The following is a 19,151-nucleotide window of genomic DNA, read 5'->3' as shown; positions in this document are numbered from 1 at the left end:
TTAAGGGCTAACTGCCGGAGGGGGAGGTATTTTTGTTTTTGTAATCCTGGTAAAACGATAGTTTAGGCTTAACGTAACGTTGCTGGAATTGCTGGTAAAATAGTTTTGCGCTCTGAAGTTAATCCCCTCGTTAAAAGAAGAATTACTGGCCCTGCCAAACGGATCATTGATGCTAATTCTTGCGTTCAGCTTATTTTTTAGAAAGACTTTTCTTGCACCCATCCAAGTAGTGATGGAGCCCTTATTTCTACCTTGTGCGGAAATATTATTGTAATAATTGATATTACCTTCAAATGCAGTTTTAAAAGGAAGTTCCATTGACATGCCGAAATTGCCATGGATATTTTTTCCTTTTCTGTTCAACGAACTGTTAAGGTCAGATTTGTATGATCCCTGACTAAATCCAATATTGGCATTGGTAGAAATAGTTTTATGTGGCCGATAGTTTCCTGTTAAAAAAAGACTGTACTCCTCATTAGACCCAACGTTATCGTATGTAGTTTCTGAAACCCCCGTTTGCGCCACCGAGCGGTATCTTTCTATCACTGCTTTCCGCCGTGAATAGGCAAGCTTGGGCATAAAAAACCAACGCTGACCATATACATTGAAACTCACATCCATTTGATGCGTCAACTCGGGTAATAGATTTGGGTTGCCATAATTGATATTCAACGGATCATTGTTGTTCACCTGAGGATTTAAGCTGTTTTCTCTCGGCCTGTTTACCCTTACACTGTAAGATGCGCCCAAATTATAGCGTTTCCTGAAATTTTTGTTGACAGAAAAGCTGGGAAATAAGCTGAGGTATGGATTTATAGCGTAATTTTCACCAGATGATAAGTCGAACTTTACCGCCGTAACTTCTGCACGCAGACCGGCTTTTGCTCCCCAATTTTTACCCCGGAAATTATAGGAGCCATATCCTGCGAAAATATCTTCTTTATATAAAAACTCGTTACTGAGCTTCTCGTTCACCAGATATTGATTCGTGTTGTAATCAAAGTTCTGGATCAGCTGATCATTGTTGTTATTTCTGTACGTATACATTAAGCCAGCCTCAATATTGTCTCTCCGCTTAAACACTGGCCGGTCATAATCTGCTTTAAACGTCAAACCGTTGTTGGTGATCTCATTACTGTTGTCCTGCAGCTGCGGATTTCTGGTGGCGGGTGTGAACGTCCGGTTCATCACCCTTGCATTCAGGTCCTCATTATCATTGTAGGTTAGCCCCATAGAGAGTTTCCCACCGGTAGTATCGATATTCAGTTCGTAATCGGCATCAAAAACAAAAGTGTGGTTTCTTATGGTACCATTAGTAGTTTGATTCCTTAAGCTGGTTTCAATTTCCTGTTCGTCCAGGTAGTGGTTATACGCACCGGCTACATTTTTTGCAAGGTTATTATTGAAGTTAGTAGAGACATGAAGGTTTTGTTTCTTTGTGATGTTCCAGTCGAAATTGGCCCTGTAATTTCCACCATCACCCGTATTCCTGTTGTCGTTTAGGTTGTTGTAATAAAAGGAAGTATCTGGAAAGAAATTTTCACGGTAATTGGTGCTGCTATTTTTTCTAATATTGTACCGATAAGCCGCTCCGCCGTTAATGGAATAGGTTTTGCTTTTATAGGAAGCATTGGCATTGAGATTGGTATTGCCCTGAAGGCCAACGGTTGTGCCGGCATTTCCACCCAATCCAATCTTGAAATTCTTTTTCATCACAATGTTAATGATGCCCTCCCCATCTCCGGAATATTTGGCTGGTGGATTCGTCATTACTTCAATCTTCTCAATGGCATCAGATGGGAGCACACTCAGCAGATCTGCAATGTTGGAGGTCATGTAATCTGATGGTTTCCCATCAATAAATATCCTGGTATTTCGCTTTCCTGAAATGGTTGCATTTCCATCCAGATCAACCTCAACCATAGGTACATTCTTAAGGATGTCAGTTGCGGTGCTCCCTTCTGCTAGTATTGACTTTTCGACATTGTAGGTCATCATATCTGCAGCATATTGAATCAATGGTTTTTCTGCGTTGATGGTCACTTCATCTAAGCTGGTTTGATCTGCAACAAGTTTAAGCGTACCCATTCTTTTCTCGGGCTCCTTTTCTGTTAAAACAATATCATTGACAACCAATGGTGTGAAACCAATATAGCTTACTTTAATGCCATAGGTCCCGTACTTTAACGCAGTAATTTTGAAAATACCATTCTCATCTGTCGGCGTAGTTGCGATCGGTTGGTTTGATCCGACCACATAAACCGATACCACTGCAGATGGAATAGGAAGTGCTCCCAGCTGCTCCACCACTTTTCCTGAAATAATCCCTTTTTCGGCAGCGCTAAGCTGTATAGAAAAAAGAATCAAGGAAAAGTTGAGGAGAATGGCCTTCATAACTTAACTGCTAAAATGATTCCTCGTCGGATCGCATTTCCTGATCGGGCTTTTTGGTTTTCTTAAAACTAAAGTCAGATTTACCGAAACGGTATGAGTAAGTGAGATTAGCCATTGTACCCTGCATTCTACGGCTAAAATCTACAATTGTACCCCCAGCTGCGGTAGTCATTGCCCATCTGCGTGTATTGAAAATATCTCTAACGTTTAAGCTTAGCGATGATTTCTTACCTTTAAAGTCGTATTTAGCTCCGGCATCCAAACCATACATGGCGTTTCTCGTTCCCTGTGCCATGACCTCTTTGGCACGATAATCACCCTTAATTTGCAGGGTGATATTATACGGTAATGTAAAATTATTGGTCAGGTTTGCATTCCAGCTAAAACCAGAGCTTTCCAGTACACCGAGGCTGGAGTTACCGTTTACATTGACCTGGTAAAGGTTTACGTTTCCTGTAAAGCTCCAGGATTTGACCACGTCAACTTTACTGATTAACTCAAATCCACTGTTGACGCTGCTGGCAAGATTTACAGGCGTGGAAAGGGTTATTCCAGTTCCCTCATATTCAGCAGGAGTAGTCCTGATGCGTTGGATAACATCGTTTGTTTTACGCAAATACGCACTGGAAGTTAGGGTTACTTTCTTCCAATACTTGCTGTAGCTCAACTCAAATGCGTGCACATCTTCAGGAAGCAGGTTTGGATTACCCTGACGGTAGTTGTATGGATCAGAAACATCCAGGAAAGGATTCGTATCCCAACCGCGTGGCCTGTTTACTCTTCTGCTATAGCTTAACTGTAGTTGTTGGTCACCCTTAAACTTCTCCGTTAAGAAAACACTTGGATAAAGCCTGGTATAGGCAACTTTACCGGGCGTATAGTTGATCGCACCGTTAGATTGATAGGTGCCAAGACGAGTATCAAGCGTTGCATCCTCAGCCCTTAAACCAAATTGATATCCAAAATTCTTAATCTGGTTTTGAAAGTTAAAGTACAGTGCGTGAACCTGATCTTTGCTGTTAAACAGATTACTCAAACCCAGGTTGGGTATAAATTCTCCAGTAAATACATCTGAATTAGATGATATTTGGCTGTTTTCTGCAAACCTAATCTGACTGCGGTATCCAGCTTCTATTTTGCCCAACTGACCAATTGGTAAGGTATAGTCGGTCTGAATATTATAATTTTTATTGTAACCGTAGTTGGCATTGTTTTGAATGTTGAGGAAGGAATTTACCGGAGTTCCATTTACATTATAGATATCTGTGTTGTAGATCTGGTCATTGTCGTTATCACCCTCAGAAAAGCTAAAGTTGAAAGTAAGTTCTTCTTTAGGCTTCGCAAACTTATGACTGAAATCCAAGTTTAAATCATAGCTTCCACCTGTACCCAGGTTTGAATTTGTCCTGTTACTTAGTTCAAGCGGATTTCTTAGCTGATCTAGCTTGTTAATTGTTAGAAGTTCATTGCGATCATTGTCCCGCACGTTAAAGCCTCCGGAAAAACTGAGCACGCTTTTTTCACTTACATAATAATCAATACCAGCTTTAAAATTATGTCCCTTATCTAATGATTTAGAATCAGTGATCTGATTGGTAAATGCAGCAGAACTTGCAGATAATAAATTGGTGTACTGGATATTGTTAAAGCCGCCACCCAATCTGTTGCCATAACGATAGCTGTAGTTCCCGTACAGGTTTACTTTGCTGTTTTGGAAACTTAAGTTGGTGTTGGCATTGTAGTTTTCCTGGTTACCCGCAGTAAGTGCAACTGAACCGTTTAAACCTAGTTTTTTATTTTTCTTCAGAACGATGTTGATGATGCCGGACTGTCCCTCTGCATCATATTTTGCCGATGGATTGGTAATCAGCTCCACACTTTCAATAGAACTTGCAGGTATAGATTGAAGGATCTGAGCCACGTTACCACCGGCAATCAAGGATGGTTTGCCATCAATTAATACGCGCACGCCACTTGAACCCCTCAGGCTTACATTGCCCTCAATATCGGTTTGTACGGATGGAACATTTTGTAAAAGATCGGAAGCTGATCCGCCCTCGCTCACCAAACTTTGGTCAACCGAAAATATCTTCTTATCAATACCCATTTGGATGGTGCTTTTGGGTGCGGTGATGGTCACCTCGTTTAGCACAGTACCTTTGGAAGGCTTCATGTTAATTGTGCCGAAATTGATTTCTTTTTTAGCGTCTGTTATGGAAACGGAATCTCTAACCATAGTTTGATAACCCAGGTAGCTCACTTTAACACTAAACACACCTTTTGGTAGGCCCACCATTAAAAGATTACCATCTACATCTGTTTGAGCACCTTTAACAACGGCTTTGGTTTTTCTATCGATCACAATTGCAGAAGCAAATGGAACGGTCTGATTGGTAGCTGCATCGACAACTTTAGCAGTGATTTTTCCATCGCCGGTAGTTTGTGCAGTAAGGGTAATTGCATGGATACAAATAACAAGTAATAAGAGCACGGTCTTGCGTACGTAATTCTTCATCTAGGATCTTTATTTTTGTAATAATAATAAGAGGGACAAAGAAACGGCCAGTTAGTTTAATAATACAGGGCGTAACTATTTTATTACAGGTTAAATACCTTTCTAACAGTAAAAATCTTGTGAGAATTAATCTACAGAGACAGTGAGGCCTTCCTGTTGTAAAATTTTGCGATAGATTTCCATTTCTGTAAAGGAGCCTTCCAACACCGCACATTTTCCTTTGTTATGTACTTCCCAGGCAATTTTTTCTGCCTGGTGTTCCATATAATCCAGATATTTCATCATGCAATGGATCACGTGGTCAAAAGTGTTTACATCATCATTCCAAAGGATCAAACGGTGGACCGTCTTAAGTGAAGTTAGGATCTCTTCTAAGGTGAATGTTTCTTCTTTTGTTTCTGTAGACATCTTACAAAAATAAGCTTATTTCAAAATAATGTTGCAGGTAAAATTATTTTTGCCTAAAATTAATTAAACTTCAAATATGATGCAGCGGTCAAAACTTGCCGGGATCGGCTATTACGTTCCTAAGAATGTATATACCAATACCGATTTATCCAGATTTATGGAAACCAGCGATGAGTGGATCCAGGAACGGACAGGCATTAAAGAACGCCGGTTTGCAGACCGACTTGAAGAAACTACAACTACAATGGGTGTAGAGGCTGCAAAAATAGCCATAGAACGTGCGGGTATCACTGCAGAAGATGTTGATTTTATTGTTTTTGCTACTTTGAGTCCGGATTACTATTTCCCTGGATGCGGTGTACTGCTCCAGCGGGAAATGAAAATGAAGGAAATTGGCGCCCTGGATATCAGGAATCAATGCTCTGGTTTTATCTATGCTTTATCCGTTGCAGATCAATTTATTAAAACCGGCATGTACAAGAATATCCTGGTGGTAGGGAGTGAAAAGCACTCCTTTGCTATGGATTTTGAAACCAGAAGCCGCAATGTATCTGTAATTTTTGGGGATGGGGCAGGGGCAGTAGTGCTGCAGCCTACACAAAAAGACGGACAAGGGATATTAAGTACCCATTTACATAGTGATGGCGCCGACGCTGAATTATTGGCAATGTTTTATCCGGGTTCCAATGCCAACAAGTGGCTGAAAGATAAGCCAGGTTACCCCGACCAGGAACTTGGTGGGTTGTTCCTAACCCGTGAACAATTGGAGGGAGGTGCTGCCTTGCCATACATGGATGGTCCGGCAGTTTTTAAGAAAGCAGTAGTTAAATTCCCGGAAGTAATTAAGGAGGCCTTAGCTGCTAATGGTAAAGAAAGTAAAGATATCAACCTACTTGTACCACATCAGGCCAATCTGCGCATTAGCCAATACGTTCAACAGTTACTAGGTCTGCCAGATGACAGGGTATTTAACAATATCCAAAAATACGGGAATACGACCGCCGCGTCAGTTCCAATTGCTTTGTGTGAGGCATGGGAAGAAGGAAGAATTAAAGAAGGCGACTTGATCTGCTTAGCAGCGTTTGGCTCTGGATTTACCTGGGCAAGTGCATTAATAGCATGGTAATCTAACTGCCTTTTGCAGACCTGGTCATCTGTGCAAAAGCGTCCCACATTTCATCAGGAATAGCCTCCATTCCGTTGAACTGCCCAGCGCCTTGTAACCATTCCCCGCCATCTATTGTGATCACCTCTCCGTTAATATAGCCTGCAAAGTCGCTTATTAAAAAAGCGGCCAGGTTTGCCAGCTCCTGGTGTTCACCAACACGTTTCAGCGGTACGCGGTTCTTAAAATGGAATTTCTCGGCAAGATCCCCGGGCAACAATCGCTCCCAGGCTCCCTTTGTCGGAAAAGGGCCAGGTGCGATGGCATTAGTGCGGATACCATATTTTCCCCATTCAACTGCCAGTGAGCGGGTCATAGCCAGCACACCACCTTTTGCGCATGCTGAAGGCACCACATATGCAGAGCCTGTAAAAGCATAGGTTGTCACTATATTTAAAACGGTTGCCGGCTGCTTTTCCTTAATCCAGTGTTTGCCAAAAGCCAGCGTGCAGTTAACCGATCCCTTCAAAACAATGTCGATAATGGAAGAAAATGCATTGGCAGAAAGGCGTTCTGTTGGTGATATAAAATTTCCTGCAGCATTGTTTAGCAATGCATCAACCTTTCCAAAAGTTTCCAGCGTTTTCGCAAGCACGTTCTCTACCTGCTCATATTCTCTAACATCGCATGCCAGGGCAAGTACTTTGCCGCCAGTTTCTGCCTCCATTTCTAATGCAGTTTTCTGCAGAACATCTAATTTCCTGCTGGTAATAACAAGATTCGCTCCCAGTTTTAAGAAATATGTTCCCATGGCTTTACCTAAACCGGTTCCACCGCCGGTAACTACTATGGTTTTTCCCTTTAAAGCATCATCCCTTAACATCGGCTCGTTGTACATACTATTTGGTTTGAAGGTTGCTAATTATTGTTTTGAGGATACTCCTGGTTGCTGGCGACCACCATTGCGCAAGCATCACCTCAAGTGCTTCGCTTTGGTCTGCGCTGGTTGCATTGATCAGCTCTTTTCTAATATTCAGCTTGCTTTGCTCCCAGGTGTTTCTTTCCATAGCCATGTACTTTCTTATTTTACGCTCGGCAGCAGTTAAAATGCTGGCGGGATTGACCAATTCGTCTACCAGTCCAATTTGCAGGGCTTCGTCTGGACTAAACAGTTTACCTTCCAGTAAGCTTCTGGATGCATTAGCCTTTCCTATCCAGAAGGAGTAGAGCTTAAATATACTTTCTGGTACAATGATCCCAACAGGTACCTCGTTTAAGCCGATAATGTATTTCCCTTCAGCCATGATCCTATAGTCGCAAGCAAGGGCAATAACACAACCACCAGCGGGACTATGCCCATTAATTGCCGCAACAAGAGGCTTTTTAAAAGAGGTAATGGTGGCTGTAAAATCTAAAAACAAATGCCAAAAGGATTTCGCTTCCTCTTCGTTATAATTGTAAAGTGAAATCAGGTCAAGTCCGGCAGAAAAGAAGTTTTCTTTCCCGGTGATGATCACACCGGCAATATTTGAATCGGATGCGATATTCTTGAAAATATCGTTGAGTTCCGTAATCATTTCACGGTCCAATGCATTAGATTTTCCTCTATCAAGCGTAATAATGCTTAAATGATCCTTTATGGTAACTTTTATCGTGTTCATTAGACTTATTTAACGGTATAGGTATAGACAGTATGCGCCAGGTTACCGGAAATGTTTATGCCTTCAATTACAACCCTGTAGGTTCCCGGCTCAGCGGAATTGTAAAAACTAAACTCAGTCTTGCCGTCTTCTTTCGTAGCCACTAGTGGGTTCCAGTAGATGGTTGACCTTAAGTCACTCGCCGGAGCCGATTCCGGAACATCGTACTTTGGAGAATAAAATTCCCGGCCCTTGGTGTAACCTTTTGGAGAAAAAGTAATGATGCCCGGTACAAATTTAGTGAACGTGGAGGCACCATTTCCACCACGTTTGGTCGTAATCACCAATAGTCCACTTCCACCTCTTGATCCATAGATAGATGTGTAACCTATGCTTTTAAGCACCTCTATTGTTTCCACATCCATAGGGTTGATGGCATCTAGAAAATCTGGCTCAACGTACATGCCGTCAATCACGATCTGCATAGGCGCTCCCTGATTTCTCAGTAAAGTAGCTACGCCATTAGTAACCATGAGACCAGCAACCCTGCCTTGTAAACACTGACTAAGCGTAGGACAATTTTGTAATTTATCTGCCGTAATGATGTCATCGGCCTGGCCTGGGCCATTCATGTTAGAAGAGTTAGGCGCTTTATTCTTCTTTTGTTCGATTTTCACTTCCTTAAGCACGATGCTCTTTTCTAACCGGCCACTCTTCGTCAAATCGTTAAAATAATTCTCACTCTGTTTAAGGTAACTGGCTAGTTGTTGATTTACGTTAACAATGATGTCGCCTGTATTTTTATTTTTACTAACCGCCTGTCCCGAAACCACATCAACTTTTATCTCCGTATTCTTCTTTCCTTTCGCATTTCTGGCTTGTACAATAAATTTAGTACTGTCAGGAAAGCTGAGTTGGTCAAAAGAGAAACGGCCGTTGGCATCACTTAGCGTATCGAGGAAAAAGAAACCTCCGGAGGTTGAGTATAAGGATACCTTTGCAGCAGGTAAGGGTTTGCCATCAAAATTCGTGATCAAGCCACTAATTCTTAGTGTTTTTTCCGGTTCAAATACCGTTTTTGGTTTAACGCCCGCGATAACGTTTTTCCATAGAAACCTTCGCCATCCCTGGGTAAGCATCAGGTTGTCCAGGTGTTCACGTGTAGTCTCATCGTTTTTAATAAAATAATAGTTTGGATTCTCTACGTACCCGGAAATATCTGAGGTTAGTAATAATGAGGTTAAGATATTACTCTCGTTTAACTCATCGGGAATTACGGCACTGGCATTCGTAACTGCGACGGAAAAACTTCCTACAATTGGTTTTTCATCAACTATTGCGTGGAGTGATACGTTGACTTTTTCCTTAGTTCGGTATTCCTGTTTATCGGTAGAAACTGCTGCTGAAATCTCATCAGCTTGGTTTCTAACAAAAACTAGCCGCTCAGCTAATGGCGTATTGTCTGCGGAAAATACGGTGAATTGCATAATTCCGGAGGGCAAATCTTTCTTTTTGAAGGTAGCAGCTACTACTTGTTTAGCCGACGTAGCTTTGGTTATCGAGTAGACATTTCCATTATGTTGCGCCACGAGTTTTATCTCCCCTTTGTTAAGCAACTGCTCAGAAAGCATGATCCTGATTTGAATGTCCTCTGCGTTATTTTTTGCTGAAATTACACATCCGGCACTTAGGGCCTTCGGTAATGGGTATGTCTTTTCCGAGCCATCTTTAAATTTAACTTTTACGGTATAGTTTTTATCAGTTTGCGGGTTCACGATAAAACTGCCCATTCCATATTTTGCTGTGCTAAACTTATTAACCTCCTGGCCACCATCATCTAACAATATTCCATCGGCATCTTCTCCCAGTCCGTTGGCATTTACGATTTTAATTCCCACTCTGGAAGGTATGTTTTCTACCAAATTCCCACCTTCAGGGAATAGTTGTACATCAACCGCATTGGAAGTAGCTTTAATCAGGATTTCTTTGGCTACCTTTTTCTTATCTGGAAGGGTTAGCGTGGCCAGTATCTTTCCTGACTTATAAAATGAAGGATCTGGGTTGTTGAATTTAAACTTGATATCACCTTGTGCATCAGTGATGCCCTTTCCTCTCAGTACGTTACGACTACGTAAAAGCACTTCATAACTGACATCCTGTTCCGGGTAGGGCTTGCCATCTTTATCCGTAAACTTGATTTGTGCATTGATCTCGTCTGCAGTATTTGTTTTATTGTAAGAATAGCTTGCTGTTGTGAACACTCGATTAGACCATGAATTGCCGATTTTAATCGTCTTATCGAAGAAAAAATCTGTGCCGGAATTCTTCATCAATTGCGTGTAGGCTCTTATTCTGTAGTTACCTTCATCATAAGCATCCGGGAGTTTAAAATCACCGGCGGTTATGCCCGAAATCAAGGGCAGCTTAATCTGTTGCTTAAGTGAGTCTTTCTCGTCGATGAGTTCCACATACAACGCGCCACTGATTGCAGATAATTTTGATGTTTGAGTGTTGATTACATAAGCCTTAAACCAGATGTCATCGCCAACGGCATAATAGGGCTTATCCAAATGTAAATGAACTTTTTCCTGTGGATAGTCCTCATTGTATTGAGACATTTTTTTCAAGAGGGCATCAAACGGATCATCATCCGACCGGTAAGCTAATAAAGCAACTGCACTTAACAGGACTAATACACAAGAGGTTAATTTACGTTTCATATCTTCTTAGAATTTGTTTTTCCACATCATACTTTCAACCGGCTTCGTAGTTTTATTGTTGTATTTAGCATTGGCCTTGCTGTTATACATCGTTTGAATGTCTCCCTCTACCATGAAGTAAATCAATTGACCGATCGGCATGCCGGCATAAATCCTTACGGGTTGAGCGCAAGATATTTCCAATGTCCAGGTATTGCAGAAACCAACGTCACCCTTTCCGGCGGTTGCATGGATGTCAATACCCAGTCGCCCGGTACTTGATTTACCTTCCAGGAAAGGGATATGTGCGTGTGTTTCAGTGTATTCTAAGGTAACTCCGAGGTATAATGTGCCGGGATGTAATACATATCCATCTTTGGGAATTTCAAAATGTGTGATCTGATTGTGGGCTTTTGCATCAAGTACACGGTCATTGTAAGTTGCAAGATATTTGCCTAAATGTACATCGTAGGAATTGGTGCCCAGACAATCTTCTCTAAACGGCTCAATAATTATGGTTCCTTTATCTATTTCTTCTAGTATGCGTTTGTCTGACAGGATCATTTGTAAAGTATTTGGTCTAAAATATGATTAATTTAAGATACTTTTGCATTGTATTCTAAAATAGAGATGCCCGTAGTTTTTAATAAAAATATCGACGAAGACACCATACTGGCAGTATGGAAGATCGAAGAAACTGAAGAACAGTTAATTTCGGGTTTACAGCTTAAAAAGCACGAGCTTGATGTAATTGCTTCTTTTAACAGCGGCAAGCGTTTGCTGCACTGGTTAAGCACCAGGGTATTGCTAAGAACGATGCTCAACACCTCAGAATATATTAATTGCCAGATGGATGAGCACGGAAAACCTTATCTTCCAAATTTGGGTTATCACATCTCCCTTAGTCATTCTTACGACTATGCTTCAGTCATTGTTGGTAAAACACGAAAAGTAGGGGTAGATATTGAATTGATTAAACACAAAATCAAAACCATTAAACATAAATTCCTTTCAGATCTTGAATTGGCTCAAAAACAAATTGGTGATAATGTGAATGGCTTATACGTTTGCTGGTGTGCAAAGGAGGCGATCTACAAATGGCACGGCAAAAAAGGCTTGGAGTTTAAGCAGCACATCCATATACAGCCATTTAAACTGAAAGAGCGAGGTGAACTTACCGCGGCAGTAGAACTTCCTGAAGCAAACCGGCAGCTCACTGTGCACTATTTCAAAATGGCAGATGATTATATGCTGGGTTACGTAGTTGCATAGTTTTAAGGATGAATAAGGAAGTCATATTTAAGGATTGGGGATTAGTTGATTATCAGGACGCCTGGAACAGGCAGGAGCAGATATTTGAGCAAACCATCGCGGTAAAAACCGCGAACCGGAACAATGGCACCTCTGTAGTAACGCCCAATAGCCTGATCTTTTGTGAACACCCGCATGTTTATACTTTGGGTAAAAGCGGTCACCCGGAAAACCTATTGCTGGACGAGCAAGGACTTATTGATAAACAAGCCACCTATTATAAAATAAACCGTGGAGGGGATATCACTTATCACGGACCCGGACAACTGGTAGGATATCCCATATTGGATCTCGATAATTTCTTTACTGATATACACCTTTACCTAAGAACCCTTGAAGAGGCGGTAATACTCACCCTTGCTGATTATGGGATAGTCGCCGGGCGCTACCCGGGATATACAGGTGTGTGGTTAGATGCAGACAATGAAAAAGCAAGAAAGATGTGTGCAATGGGTGTGCGTTGCAGTCGTTGGGTCACGATGCATGGCTTTGCATTTAATGTAAATCCGGATCTCGGTTATTTCAAAAATATTGTGCCTTGTGGAATTGATGATAAAGACGTTACTTCCATGCAGCGCGAATTGGGGTATTCATTAGATATGGACGACGTAAAGGAAAAGTTGAAAGGCCATATTGCTGCATTATTTGGAATGCAAATCCTTTAACATCCAATCACTTACTCTTCTCGTATATCTCAACTCATGAGAGTATGGCTTGTTTTTTTAAGTTTAATGTTGATATTGGCCTGCAAGAAAGGCAACTCAATCGCTATGGAAATTCCCGAACAACCTACTCCAGTTAAACCTTTGGATACACCGAAGAAGCCTATTGATACCCCAAAGAAGCCAGTTGATACCGTAAAAACCCAGCCAGTTGATCCAAATAAGGGAAAGCAGCTCAATTATCTTGCACTGGGCGATTCCTACACAATCGGCGAAGCCGTGAACGCTTCTGAAAACTTTCCAAGTCAGCTGGTAAACCAATTGACCAAACAGGGATTAATCATCAATCCACCTACCATCATCGCGAAAACGGGCTGGACAACCGATGAGTTAAAAACTGCTATTGCTGCGTCTGGAGTAATACAGAAATTCAATTTTGTTACCCTGCTCATTGGCGTAAATAACCAGTACAGAGGTCAATCCAGAGATACCTACAGGAAAGAGTTCAAAGAATTACTACAAATCGCTTTGGATTATACAAGTAACGAAAAGACTCATGTATTCGTCATTTCTATACCAGACTGGGGGGTAACGCCTTTTGCCAAACAAAGCGGCAGAAATCAACAAACCATATCGCAGGAAATTGATGCTTTCAATGCCATTAATAAAGAAGAAACCCTCGCTTTGGGGATAAGCTACACGGATATCACTCCAGCATCCAGAGATGCAGCATCCGATCTCTCCTTGGTTGCCTCAGATGGTCTGCATCCTTCCGCTAAAATGTATACCGGATGGGCAGTTGCAGTAGCACCGGCAATTGTTAAGGTTTTTAAATAGCCGCAGAGGTAACGTGACTATAATCCTTGATGATGGTTTCGAGGAAGACTACCCCACTCATATCTTTCGGCCTGGCAATGCCAATATGATCTTCCATTTTTATGGCCATCGCTTCTATCACGTCGTAATTTCGCGTTTTATAATAAGTAAGTATCACTTCGTGGATGAGCTCAATGTCGCTGTCTGTTAATTGATGTACATTGGCAAATACAGGATTGTATTCTTCGGATATCGTTGGCAGACTAAAGGCAATGTGATTTAAGTTGGTTCTCGGTACGGTCTTGATCAGTGTGGTGCCGGCAACCATATCTCCAATTCTCTGTTTATTTTCCGTAACGGCAATACAAATTAAACCGCCAACCTGTGCAGTCAGCACAAAATCTACCAATCTGAACAACCACCTGATAAAATGCTGACCAAGGCTTGCCTGTCCGCCGTCTAAACTAATCACCCTGATTTTCATAATGCGTTTGCCTACGGTTTGGCCGTTCATGATGATCTCGAAGACCAGGTTATAGAAGACATAGCATACTGCATAGGTAATAATTAATCCGGTCAGCACATCTCCCATCCTGGAGAAGGTCACCACAAGGCCCAGGATGATAAATACAATGTAGGTTACAAAAAAGATCGCCAGGTCGATGAGCCGCGCCGCAATCCTTTCTCCCAGACCCGCAACAGCATAGTCGATCGCTACATTCTGACTGGTGCCTACTTTTATTGTCTCCATATATCCAAACATAATAAATAACTAATATCATTTTTATGATACTGGTAAATTTGTTTTTTGCTATTTTAACAAAAAATTCAACGCCCTGTTATCTATATGAGAGAAGCGCTCTTTGTAAAGCAAAATTCCGAGAAATGGAAAGCCTATGAGCAGCTGCATAGCGATAGCCCCGACGAGCTTGCAGATCGGTTTATCGACATCACAAACGATCTGGCTTACGCCAAAACATTTTACCCTAAGTCAAAAACTACAGCCTACTTAAACGGTGTGGCTTCCTTGCTGCATCAATCTATTTACAAGAATAAAAAAGGTAACAGTGGTAGGTTTATCAGCTTCTGGAAGTTTGAGCTGCCCCTATTGTTCTATAAATACCGGAGACAACTACTTTATGCGTTCCTATTCTTCCTGTTTTTTTCATTAATAGGTGCCCTTTCAGCCAAATATGATGATACTTTTGTGCGATTGATCATGGGCGATGGTTATGTGAACATGACCAATGAGAACATTGCCAAAGGCGATCCTTTCGGAGTTTATAAAAGTCAGGGAGAATTTTCTATGTTCTTCATGATCGCCGCAAACAACACCTATGTCACTTTGGTTACTTTTTTAAGCGGTATTTTTTTATCAATCGGGCCAGTGTTCGCAATGCTCCGCAACGGTGTGATGCTTGGTTCGTTTGAATACTATTTTTTTAGTAAAGGACTGGGCATGGAATCTGTCCTCGTCATCTGGATCCATGGAACGCTGGAGATTTCGGCAATCATCATAGCTGGTGGCTCAGGTCTGGTTTTAGGTCAGGGGTTACTGTTTCCCAAAACATATACACGCATGCAGGCTTTCAGGTCTAGTGCAAAGGACGGTACCAAGATCGCTGCAGGAATTATACCTATCATTATTGTTGCTGCCTTTTTTGAAGGCTTTGTAACCAGGCATACGGAAATGCCCATATGGCTTAGCAGTTCCATACTTGGTGGCTCTTTACTGTTCATCATCTGGTATGTTATCCTTTATCCTTATCAATTAAATAAACGCAATCAACTTTAAAAACAATGCAAGAAAGATTAGAATTTAAAAAGCAAAGGGAATTTGGTGAGCTCATCGGCGATACATTTCTTTTCATCAAACAGAATTTCAAACCATTGTTAAAGGTATTTCTATACCTCTGCGGGTTTTTTATTTTAGCCTCAATGCTTTCCGCAATAACCTACGCGCTATCTACTGCTGATAGTTTTTCATTCGGATCAGAAGTTGTTAAACCAGTATCTCCCTTTGATAAGATTTTTTCCATCAATTACTTCATTGTCATGCTGCTGTCTTTTGCTACCTACACGGCAATGACGGTTTCAACATTAAGTTATATGGCATTATACATCGAAAAAGGAAACATCCCTCCTTCGGTAGAAGAGGTATGGTCATACTTTAAATTCTTTTATTTCAGGGCTTTTGGGAGCTCTTTTCTCGTAATCATTGCTATGATTGTCAGCTTTATTTGCTGTGTCATTCCTGGGATATATGCCTTTCCGGCACTCTCTATTTTTTATTCGGTAATGATATTTGAGAACGCAAGCTTTCGCTACTCTTTTAGTCGCGCATTTAAATTAGTAAATACAGATTGGTGGGGAACTGCTGCCGCCATGTTTATTCTATTTATCATCACTTATGCTGCAATATTGATTCCCTCAATTCCCGCAGCTATCATTAATATGGGTAGGGCTTTTACGCCAGGAAGTAAAGGTGCAAGTACCATCTTGATCATAATTTCTACAATTCTGCAAAGCATGGCGCAAGTATTCACCATATTCCCTATTGTTGGTGTATCGCTTTGCTACTTTAACCTGGTTGAACGGTTAGAGAGCGGCGGATTGTTAGGCCGTATACAACAAATGGGGAAAGATAAAGATCAATTCAACGCTCCGGAAGAATATTAAGATGCCAAGACTTTTCCTCGTCTTTATGCTCTTACTTTCCTTTAACCTGAGGGCGGCTTCTTATCAAGTTAGGCTTCAGTCTGCTCCAAAAAGCATAATCCTTAAAAAGCCTAAGCCCAAACAAGTGGTGTTGGAGGATAGCAGCTCGAACGTAAAAGTCAGGTCTTTTGATCTTACGCGGATTAAAGAATATAAAGCCGATAAAGATTTTAAGTATGATAACGTTGCTCCGGAAAATGAGAGCTTGTGGACAAGGTTCTGGAAGTGGTTCTGGAGGCTTTTTGAAAATGTTTTTAGCAGTTCTACAGCAGGTAACTATTTTGGATATTTTATCATTGCAGCATTTGTAGCGCTGCTGATCTATTTGTTAATGCGGTTGTCGGGCGTTGATTTTAAGTTCCTCTCATCTAAATCCAAAACTCTCGATGTTCCCTATGCCGAAGCGATGGACAATATTCACGAAATCAACTTTGACCAGGAAATTGAAAAGGCAAGTGGGGCAGGTAATTACCGTTTAGCCATCCGAATGTTCTACCTCAGGACGCTGAAATACCTAAGCGATACAGACCAAATTGATTGGCAACCTGAAAAGACCAATCAGGCCTATATCCTGGAGATTGCAGACTCAAACAAAAAAGACCTTTTTAAACAGTTAACCAATCAGTTTGAGTACATCTGGTACGGAGAATTTTTTTTAGATCAGAATCGTTTCAATGAGTTGAAGCTGGACTTTAACAACTTCAATCGCAAGCTATGAAGGGACTGAAGTCATACCTTGTCATCAGTGGTATCCTTGTAGTGATCTATGTGATTGCGCAATACTACAAACCAAAACCTACCGATTGGTCGCCCAGTTATCTTAAAGAAGATAAGATTCCTTTTGGAACCTATATCCTGCATAAAGAAATTGGCAACTTGTTCCCTAACACTACCGTTCGCGTATCCAGACAGCCCATGTACAATACATTAAAGCGCACGAATTACCTGGCCAGCAATTACCTGATGATCGCTGGGACGCTAAAGTTTAATAAGTACGACTACCAGCAAATGGATCTCTACCTAAGGCGTGGAAATGATGTATTTATTGCGGCCTTTGAATTGGGCAAAATGTTAAGGGACACCTTGAAAATTAGTACCAATACCTTATTTAATTTAAGCAAGTCAACCAGTACCGGGATCAATTTTGTCAACCCGGCTTTAAAAGCTAGTCGGCATTATATACTGGATAAGGGCTTGGGAGATCAGTACTTTGATGCTTTCGATACCGCACGGGTTACGGTGCTTGGAAGGAATCAACATGGTAATGCCAACTTCATCAGGTACAAATTTGGTAAGGGAAATTTGTATTTGCTCCCAAATCCGCAATTGCTGACCAATTATACACTGATCAATCCTATTGGAGCAGCATATGCTGCCAAGGCACTTTCGTATTTAAGCACAAGAAACACACTGATTTGGGATGAATACAATACAAGGGGAAACATCGATGATGATGCTATCCTGAGGGTGATCTTCAAAAATAATCCCCTTAAATATGCCTACCTGATCGGGTTAGTTACCCTGCTCATTTTTGTGCTATTCGAGATCAAACGCCGTCAGCGTATTATCCCTGTAATAGAACCACTGCGAAACTCATCGGTAGATTTCGTAAAAGTAGTTGGCAAGGTTTATTACCAGCAACGAAACAATACGGATATTGCAAAAAAGAAGATCAGTTACTTTCTGGAATTTGTTAGAAGTAATTACCGACTAAAAACCAATGAATTGAATAACGAGTTCTTAAGCAACCTGATCCATAAATCTGGTGCTGAAGAAGAAACAATAGCACAGCTTTCAGACCTCATCAACGGGATAAATGCAGGTGGTAAAGTAAATGACGATCAATTGATCAGTTTAAACAAACTGATGGAAAAATTTTATAAACAAGTCCAATAACAACACTATGGAACCGGAACTATCTAATCAGCGAACCGACCTTACGGAGCTCAGTAAAGCAGTAGAACAAATAAGGGAATCACTAGGTAAAATAATTGTAGGCCAGGCAGAAACTATTGATTTTCTTATTGCAGGCCTTCTGGCCGATGGGCATGTTTTGCTGGAAGGTGTACCTGGAGTAGCCAAAACACTCAGTGCAAAGCTGGTTGCAAAAAGTATAGATGCATCGTTTTCAAGAATTCAGTTTACGCCTGATCTAATGCCTTCTGATGTTCTGGGTACCTCGGTCTTTGATCCCAGGTCCTCGGCTTTTGAATACCGCAAAGGACCAATCTTTGGTCATATTATCCTGGTTGATGAGATCAACAGGGCGCCTGCAAAAACACAGTCGGCACTGTTCGAAGTCATGGAGGAGAAGCAGGTCACCGTGGATGGTCATACCTATCTGATGGAGGAACCTTTTATGGTTTTGGCCACGCAGAACCCAATTGAGCAGGAGGGAACTTATAGGTTGCCAGAGGCTCAGCTAGACCGGTTTTTGTTTAAAGTAGAAGTGAAGTATCCTACCCTGGAGGAGGAAACCACTATTCTGCTGAACCAGCACCAGCAAAACCTGGGTGCAGAGGTAAGGGACGTGAAACCTGTTTTAAGTATTGCGCAAATTAAATCTTGCCGAGCCATTATCAAAGCCTTGCATGTAGAGCCCAAACTGATAGAATACGTAGCAAAGATCACCCATGAAACCCGGAATAATAAGTCGCTTTACCTTGGCGCCTCTCCTCGCGCTTCGCTTGCTATGGTTAATAGTGCAAAGGCAATTGCTGCAATGGCCGGGCGCGATTTTGTCACACCTGATGATATCATCAAAGTTGCTGCTCCAGTACTTGCGCACCGCATAATGCTTACTCCTGATAAAGAAATGGAGGGCTTGTCCACCAGGGATATTGTTGCACAGATCATTCAGAAAATAGAAATCCCGCGTTAAGG

At 41.5% G+C, this 19,151-nt stretch carries 17 protein-coding genes; 9 read left to right on the top strand and 8 right to left on the bottom strand.

The features are described 5' to 3' along the window. From ACXZ1K_RS02050 to ACXZ1K_RS02040, 3 genes are all read right to left on the bottom strand, one after another. Positions 1–2,394, bottom strand: a complete 2,394-nt coding sequence (locus tag ACXZ1K_RS02050) for an outer membrane beta-barrel protein (RefSeq protein WP_458971719.1) — start codon at positions 2,392–2,394, stop codon at positions 1–3. 10 nt (positions 2,395–2,404) lie between these two features. Beyond that, on the bottom strand, positions 2,405–4,909 hold the full coding sequence (locus tag ACXZ1K_RS02045) for a TonB-dependent receptor (RefSeq protein WP_458971718.1): 2,505 nt from the start codon (positions 4,907–4,909) through the stop codon (positions 2,405–2,407). Positions 4,910–5,035: 126 nt separating this feature from the next. Beyond that, entirely contained in the window at positions 5,036–5,317 is a 282-nt protein-coding gene (locus ACXZ1K_RS02040; protein WP_458971717.1) for an ATP-dependent Clp protease adaptor ClpS, read from the bottom strand. Between the two features lie 76 nt (positions 5,318–5,393). On the opposite strand from ACXZ1K_RS02040, the gene ACXZ1K_RS02035 reads away from it, so the two are divergent. After that, positions 5,394–6,443, top strand: coding sequence for a 3-oxoacyl-ACP synthase III family protein (locus ACXZ1K_RS02035; protein ID WP_458971716.1), 1,050 nt, complete (start codon positions 5,394–5,396; stop codon positions 6,441–6,443). A gap of 1 nt (position 6,444) precedes the next feature. Here the strand turns inward: ACXZ1K_RS02035 and ACXZ1K_RS02030 are convergent, their stop codons facing one another. Genes ACXZ1K_RS02030 through dcd form a run of 4 tightly spaced genes read right to left on the bottom strand, consistent with a single transcriptional unit; the run spans position 6,445 to position 11,325 of the window. Further along, positions 6,445–7,320, bottom strand: a complete 876-nt coding sequence (locus ACXZ1K_RS02030) for an SDR family oxidoreductase (protein ID WP_458971715.1) — start codon at positions 7,318–7,320, stop codon at positions 6,445–6,447. A 1-nt stretch (position 7,321) separates the two neighbouring features. Then, positions 7,322–8,083, bottom strand: coding sequence for an enoyl-CoA hydratase/isomerase family protein (locus tag ACXZ1K_RS02025; protein ID WP_458971714.1), 762 nt, complete (start codon positions 8,081–8,083; stop codon positions 7,322–7,324). A 5-nt stretch (positions 8,084–8,088) separates the two neighbouring features. Then, entirely contained in the window at positions 8,089–10,782 is a 2,694-nt protein-coding gene (locus tag ACXZ1K_RS02020; RefSeq protein ID WP_458971713.1) for a TonB-dependent receptor, read from the bottom strand. 6 nt (positions 10,783–10,788) lie between these two features. Then, positions 10,789–11,325 (bottom strand): dCTP deaminase, encoded by a 537-nt coding sequence (gene dcd, locus ACXZ1K_RS02015; RefSeq protein ID WP_458971712.1) that lies wholly within the window; start codon positions 11,323–11,325, stop codon positions 10,789–10,791. A 66-nt stretch (positions 11,326–11,391) separates the two neighbouring features. Between dcd and ACXZ1K_RS02010 the strand changes: the two genes are divergently transcribed. From ACXZ1K_RS02010 to ACXZ1K_RS02000, 3 genes are all read left to right on the top strand, one after another. Next, complete coding sequence (locus ACXZ1K_RS02010; RefSeq protein WP_458971711.1) at positions 11,392–12,033, top strand: 4'-phosphopantetheinyl transferase family protein; 642 nt, start codon at positions 11,392–11,394, stop codon at positions 12,031–12,033. Positions 12,034–12,041: 8 nt separating this feature from the next. After that, complete coding sequence (gene lipB / locus ACXZ1K_RS02005) at positions 12,042–12,737, top strand: lipoyl(octanoyl) transferase LipB (RefSeq protein ID WP_458971710.1); 696 nt, start codon at positions 12,042–12,044, stop codon at positions 12,735–12,737. Positions 12,738–12,842: 105 nt separating this feature from the next. Further along, positions 12,843–13,571, top strand: coding sequence for an SGNH/GDSL hydrolase family protein (locus ACXZ1K_RS02000; RefSeq protein WP_458971709.1), 729 nt, complete (start codon positions 12,843–12,845; stop codon positions 13,569–13,571). Here ACXZ1K_RS02000 and ACXZ1K_RS01995 read toward each other — a convergent pair. Next, positions 13,564–14,301, bottom strand: coding sequence for an RDD family protein (locus ACXZ1K_RS01995; protein ID WP_458971708.1), 738 nt, complete (start codon positions 14,299–14,301; stop codon positions 13,564–13,566). The two genes, ACXZ1K_RS02000 and ACXZ1K_RS01995, sit on opposite strands and share 8 nt — an antisense overlap. A 96-nt stretch (positions 14,302–14,397) precedes the next feature. Between ACXZ1K_RS01995 and ACXZ1K_RS01990 the strand changes: the two genes are divergently transcribed. From ACXZ1K_RS01990 to ACXZ1K_RS01970, 5 genes are read left to right on the top strand one after another with little or no spacing between them, the layout of a single operon-like run. Continuing rightward, positions 14,398–15,345 (top strand): stage II sporulation protein M, encoded by a 948-nt coding sequence (locus tag ACXZ1K_RS01990; protein WP_458971707.1) that lies wholly within the window; start codon positions 14,398–14,400, stop codon positions 15,343–15,345. Between the two features lie 5 nt (positions 15,346–15,350). Continuing rightward, positions 15,351–16,229 (top strand): hypothetical protein, encoded by an 879-nt coding sequence (locus tag ACXZ1K_RS01985; RefSeq protein ID WP_458971706.1) that lies wholly within the window; start codon positions 15,351–15,353, stop codon positions 16,227–16,229. Between the two features lie 25 nt (positions 16,230–16,254). Next, positions 16,255–16,986 carry a hypothetical protein gene (locus ACXZ1K_RS01980; protein ID WP_458971705.1) on the top strand — a complete coding sequence of 244 codons (732 nt, stop codon included), beginning with the start codon at positions 16,255–16,257 and terminating at the stop codon, positions 16,984–16,986. Continuing rightward, a complete protein-coding gene (locus ACXZ1K_RS01975) occupies positions 16,983–18,164 on the top strand; it encodes a DUF4350 domain-containing protein (RefSeq protein WP_458971704.1) in 1,182 nt (393 codons plus the stop codon). The genes ACXZ1K_RS01980 and ACXZ1K_RS01975 overlap by 4 nt, the downstream gene beginning before the upstream one ends. A 7-nt stretch (positions 18,165–18,171) precedes the next feature. Next, positions 18,172–19,149: an AAA family ATPase gene (locus ACXZ1K_RS01970; RefSeq protein ID WP_458971703.1), complete on the top strand. Its 978-nt coding sequence runs from the start codon at positions 18,172–18,174 to the stop codon at positions 19,147–19,149. Positions 19,150–19,151: the final 2 nt, after the last annotated feature.

It is taken from the genome of Pedobacter jaeyakensis, from assembly GCF_054461315.1.
Note: the sequence above shows the minus strand (reverse complement) of the source record. Positions and strands in the feature narration are given on the sequence as shown.

Coding starts and splice junctions, on each gene's coding strand:
- ACXZ1K_RS01985 (WP_458971706.1), top strand. CDS start 15,351: ATGCAAGAAAGATTAGAATTTAAAAAGCAAAGGGAATTTGGTGAGCTC.
- ACXZ1K_RS01970 (WP_458971703.1), top strand. CDS start 18,172: ATGGAACCGGAACTATCTAATCAGCGAACCGACCTTACGGAGCTCAGT.
- ACXZ1K_RS01980 (WP_458971705.1), top strand. CDS start 16,255: ATGCTCTTACTTTCCTTTAACCTGAGGGCGGCTTCTTATCAAGTTAGG.
- ACXZ1K_RS02035 (WP_458971716.1), top strand. CDS start 5,394: ATGATGCAGCGGTCAAAACTTGCCGGGATCGGCTATTACGTTCCTAAG.
- ACXZ1K_RS02000 (WP_458971709.1), top strand. CDS start 12,843: ATGGAAATTCCCGAACAACCTACTCCAGTTAAACCTTTGGATACACCG.
- ACXZ1K_RS02025 (WP_458971714.1), bottom strand. CDS start 8,083: ATGAACACGATAAAAGTTACCATAAAGGATCATTTAAGCATTATTACG.
- ACXZ1K_RS02045 (WP_458971718.1), bottom strand. CDS start 4,909: ATGAAGAATTACGTACGCAAGACCGTGCTCTTATTACTTGTTATTTGT.
- ACXZ1K_RS01990 (WP_458971707.1), top strand. CDS start 14,398: ATGAGAGAAGCGCTCTTTGTAAAGCAAAATTCCGAGAAATGGAAAGCC.
- dcd (WP_458971712.1), bottom strand. CDS start 11,325: ATGATCCTGTCAGACAAACGCATACTAGAAGAAATAGATAAAGGAACC.
- ACXZ1K_RS02050 (WP_458971719.1), bottom strand. CDS start 2,394: ATGAAGGCCATTCTCCTCAACTTTTCCTTGATTCTTTTTTCTATACAG.
- ACXZ1K_RS01995 (WP_458971708.1), bottom strand. CDS start 14,301: ATGGAGACAATAAAAGTAGGCACCAGTCAGAATGTAGCGATCGACTAT.
- lipB (WP_458971710.1), top strand. CDS start 12,042: ATGAATAAGGAAGTCATATTTAAGGATTGGGGATTAGTTGATTATCAG.
- ACXZ1K_RS01975 (WP_458971704.1), top strand. CDS start 16,983: ATGAAGGGACTGAAGTCATACCTTGTCATCAGTGGTATCCTTGTAGTG.
- ACXZ1K_RS02030 (WP_458971715.1), bottom strand. CDS start 7,320: ATGTACAACGAGCCGATGTTAAGGGATGATGCTTTAAAGGGAAAAACC.
- ACXZ1K_RS02010 (WP_458971711.1), top strand. CDS start 11,392: ATGCCCGTAGTTTTTAATAAAAATATCGACGAAGACACCATACTGGCA.
- ACXZ1K_RS02020 (WP_458971713.1), bottom strand. CDS start 10,782: ATGAAACGTAAATTAACCTCTTGTGTATTAGTCCTGTTAAGTGCAGTT.
- ACXZ1K_RS02040 (WP_458971717.1), bottom strand. CDS start 5,317: ATGTCTACAGAAACAAAAGAAGAAACATTCACCTTAGAAGAGATCCTA.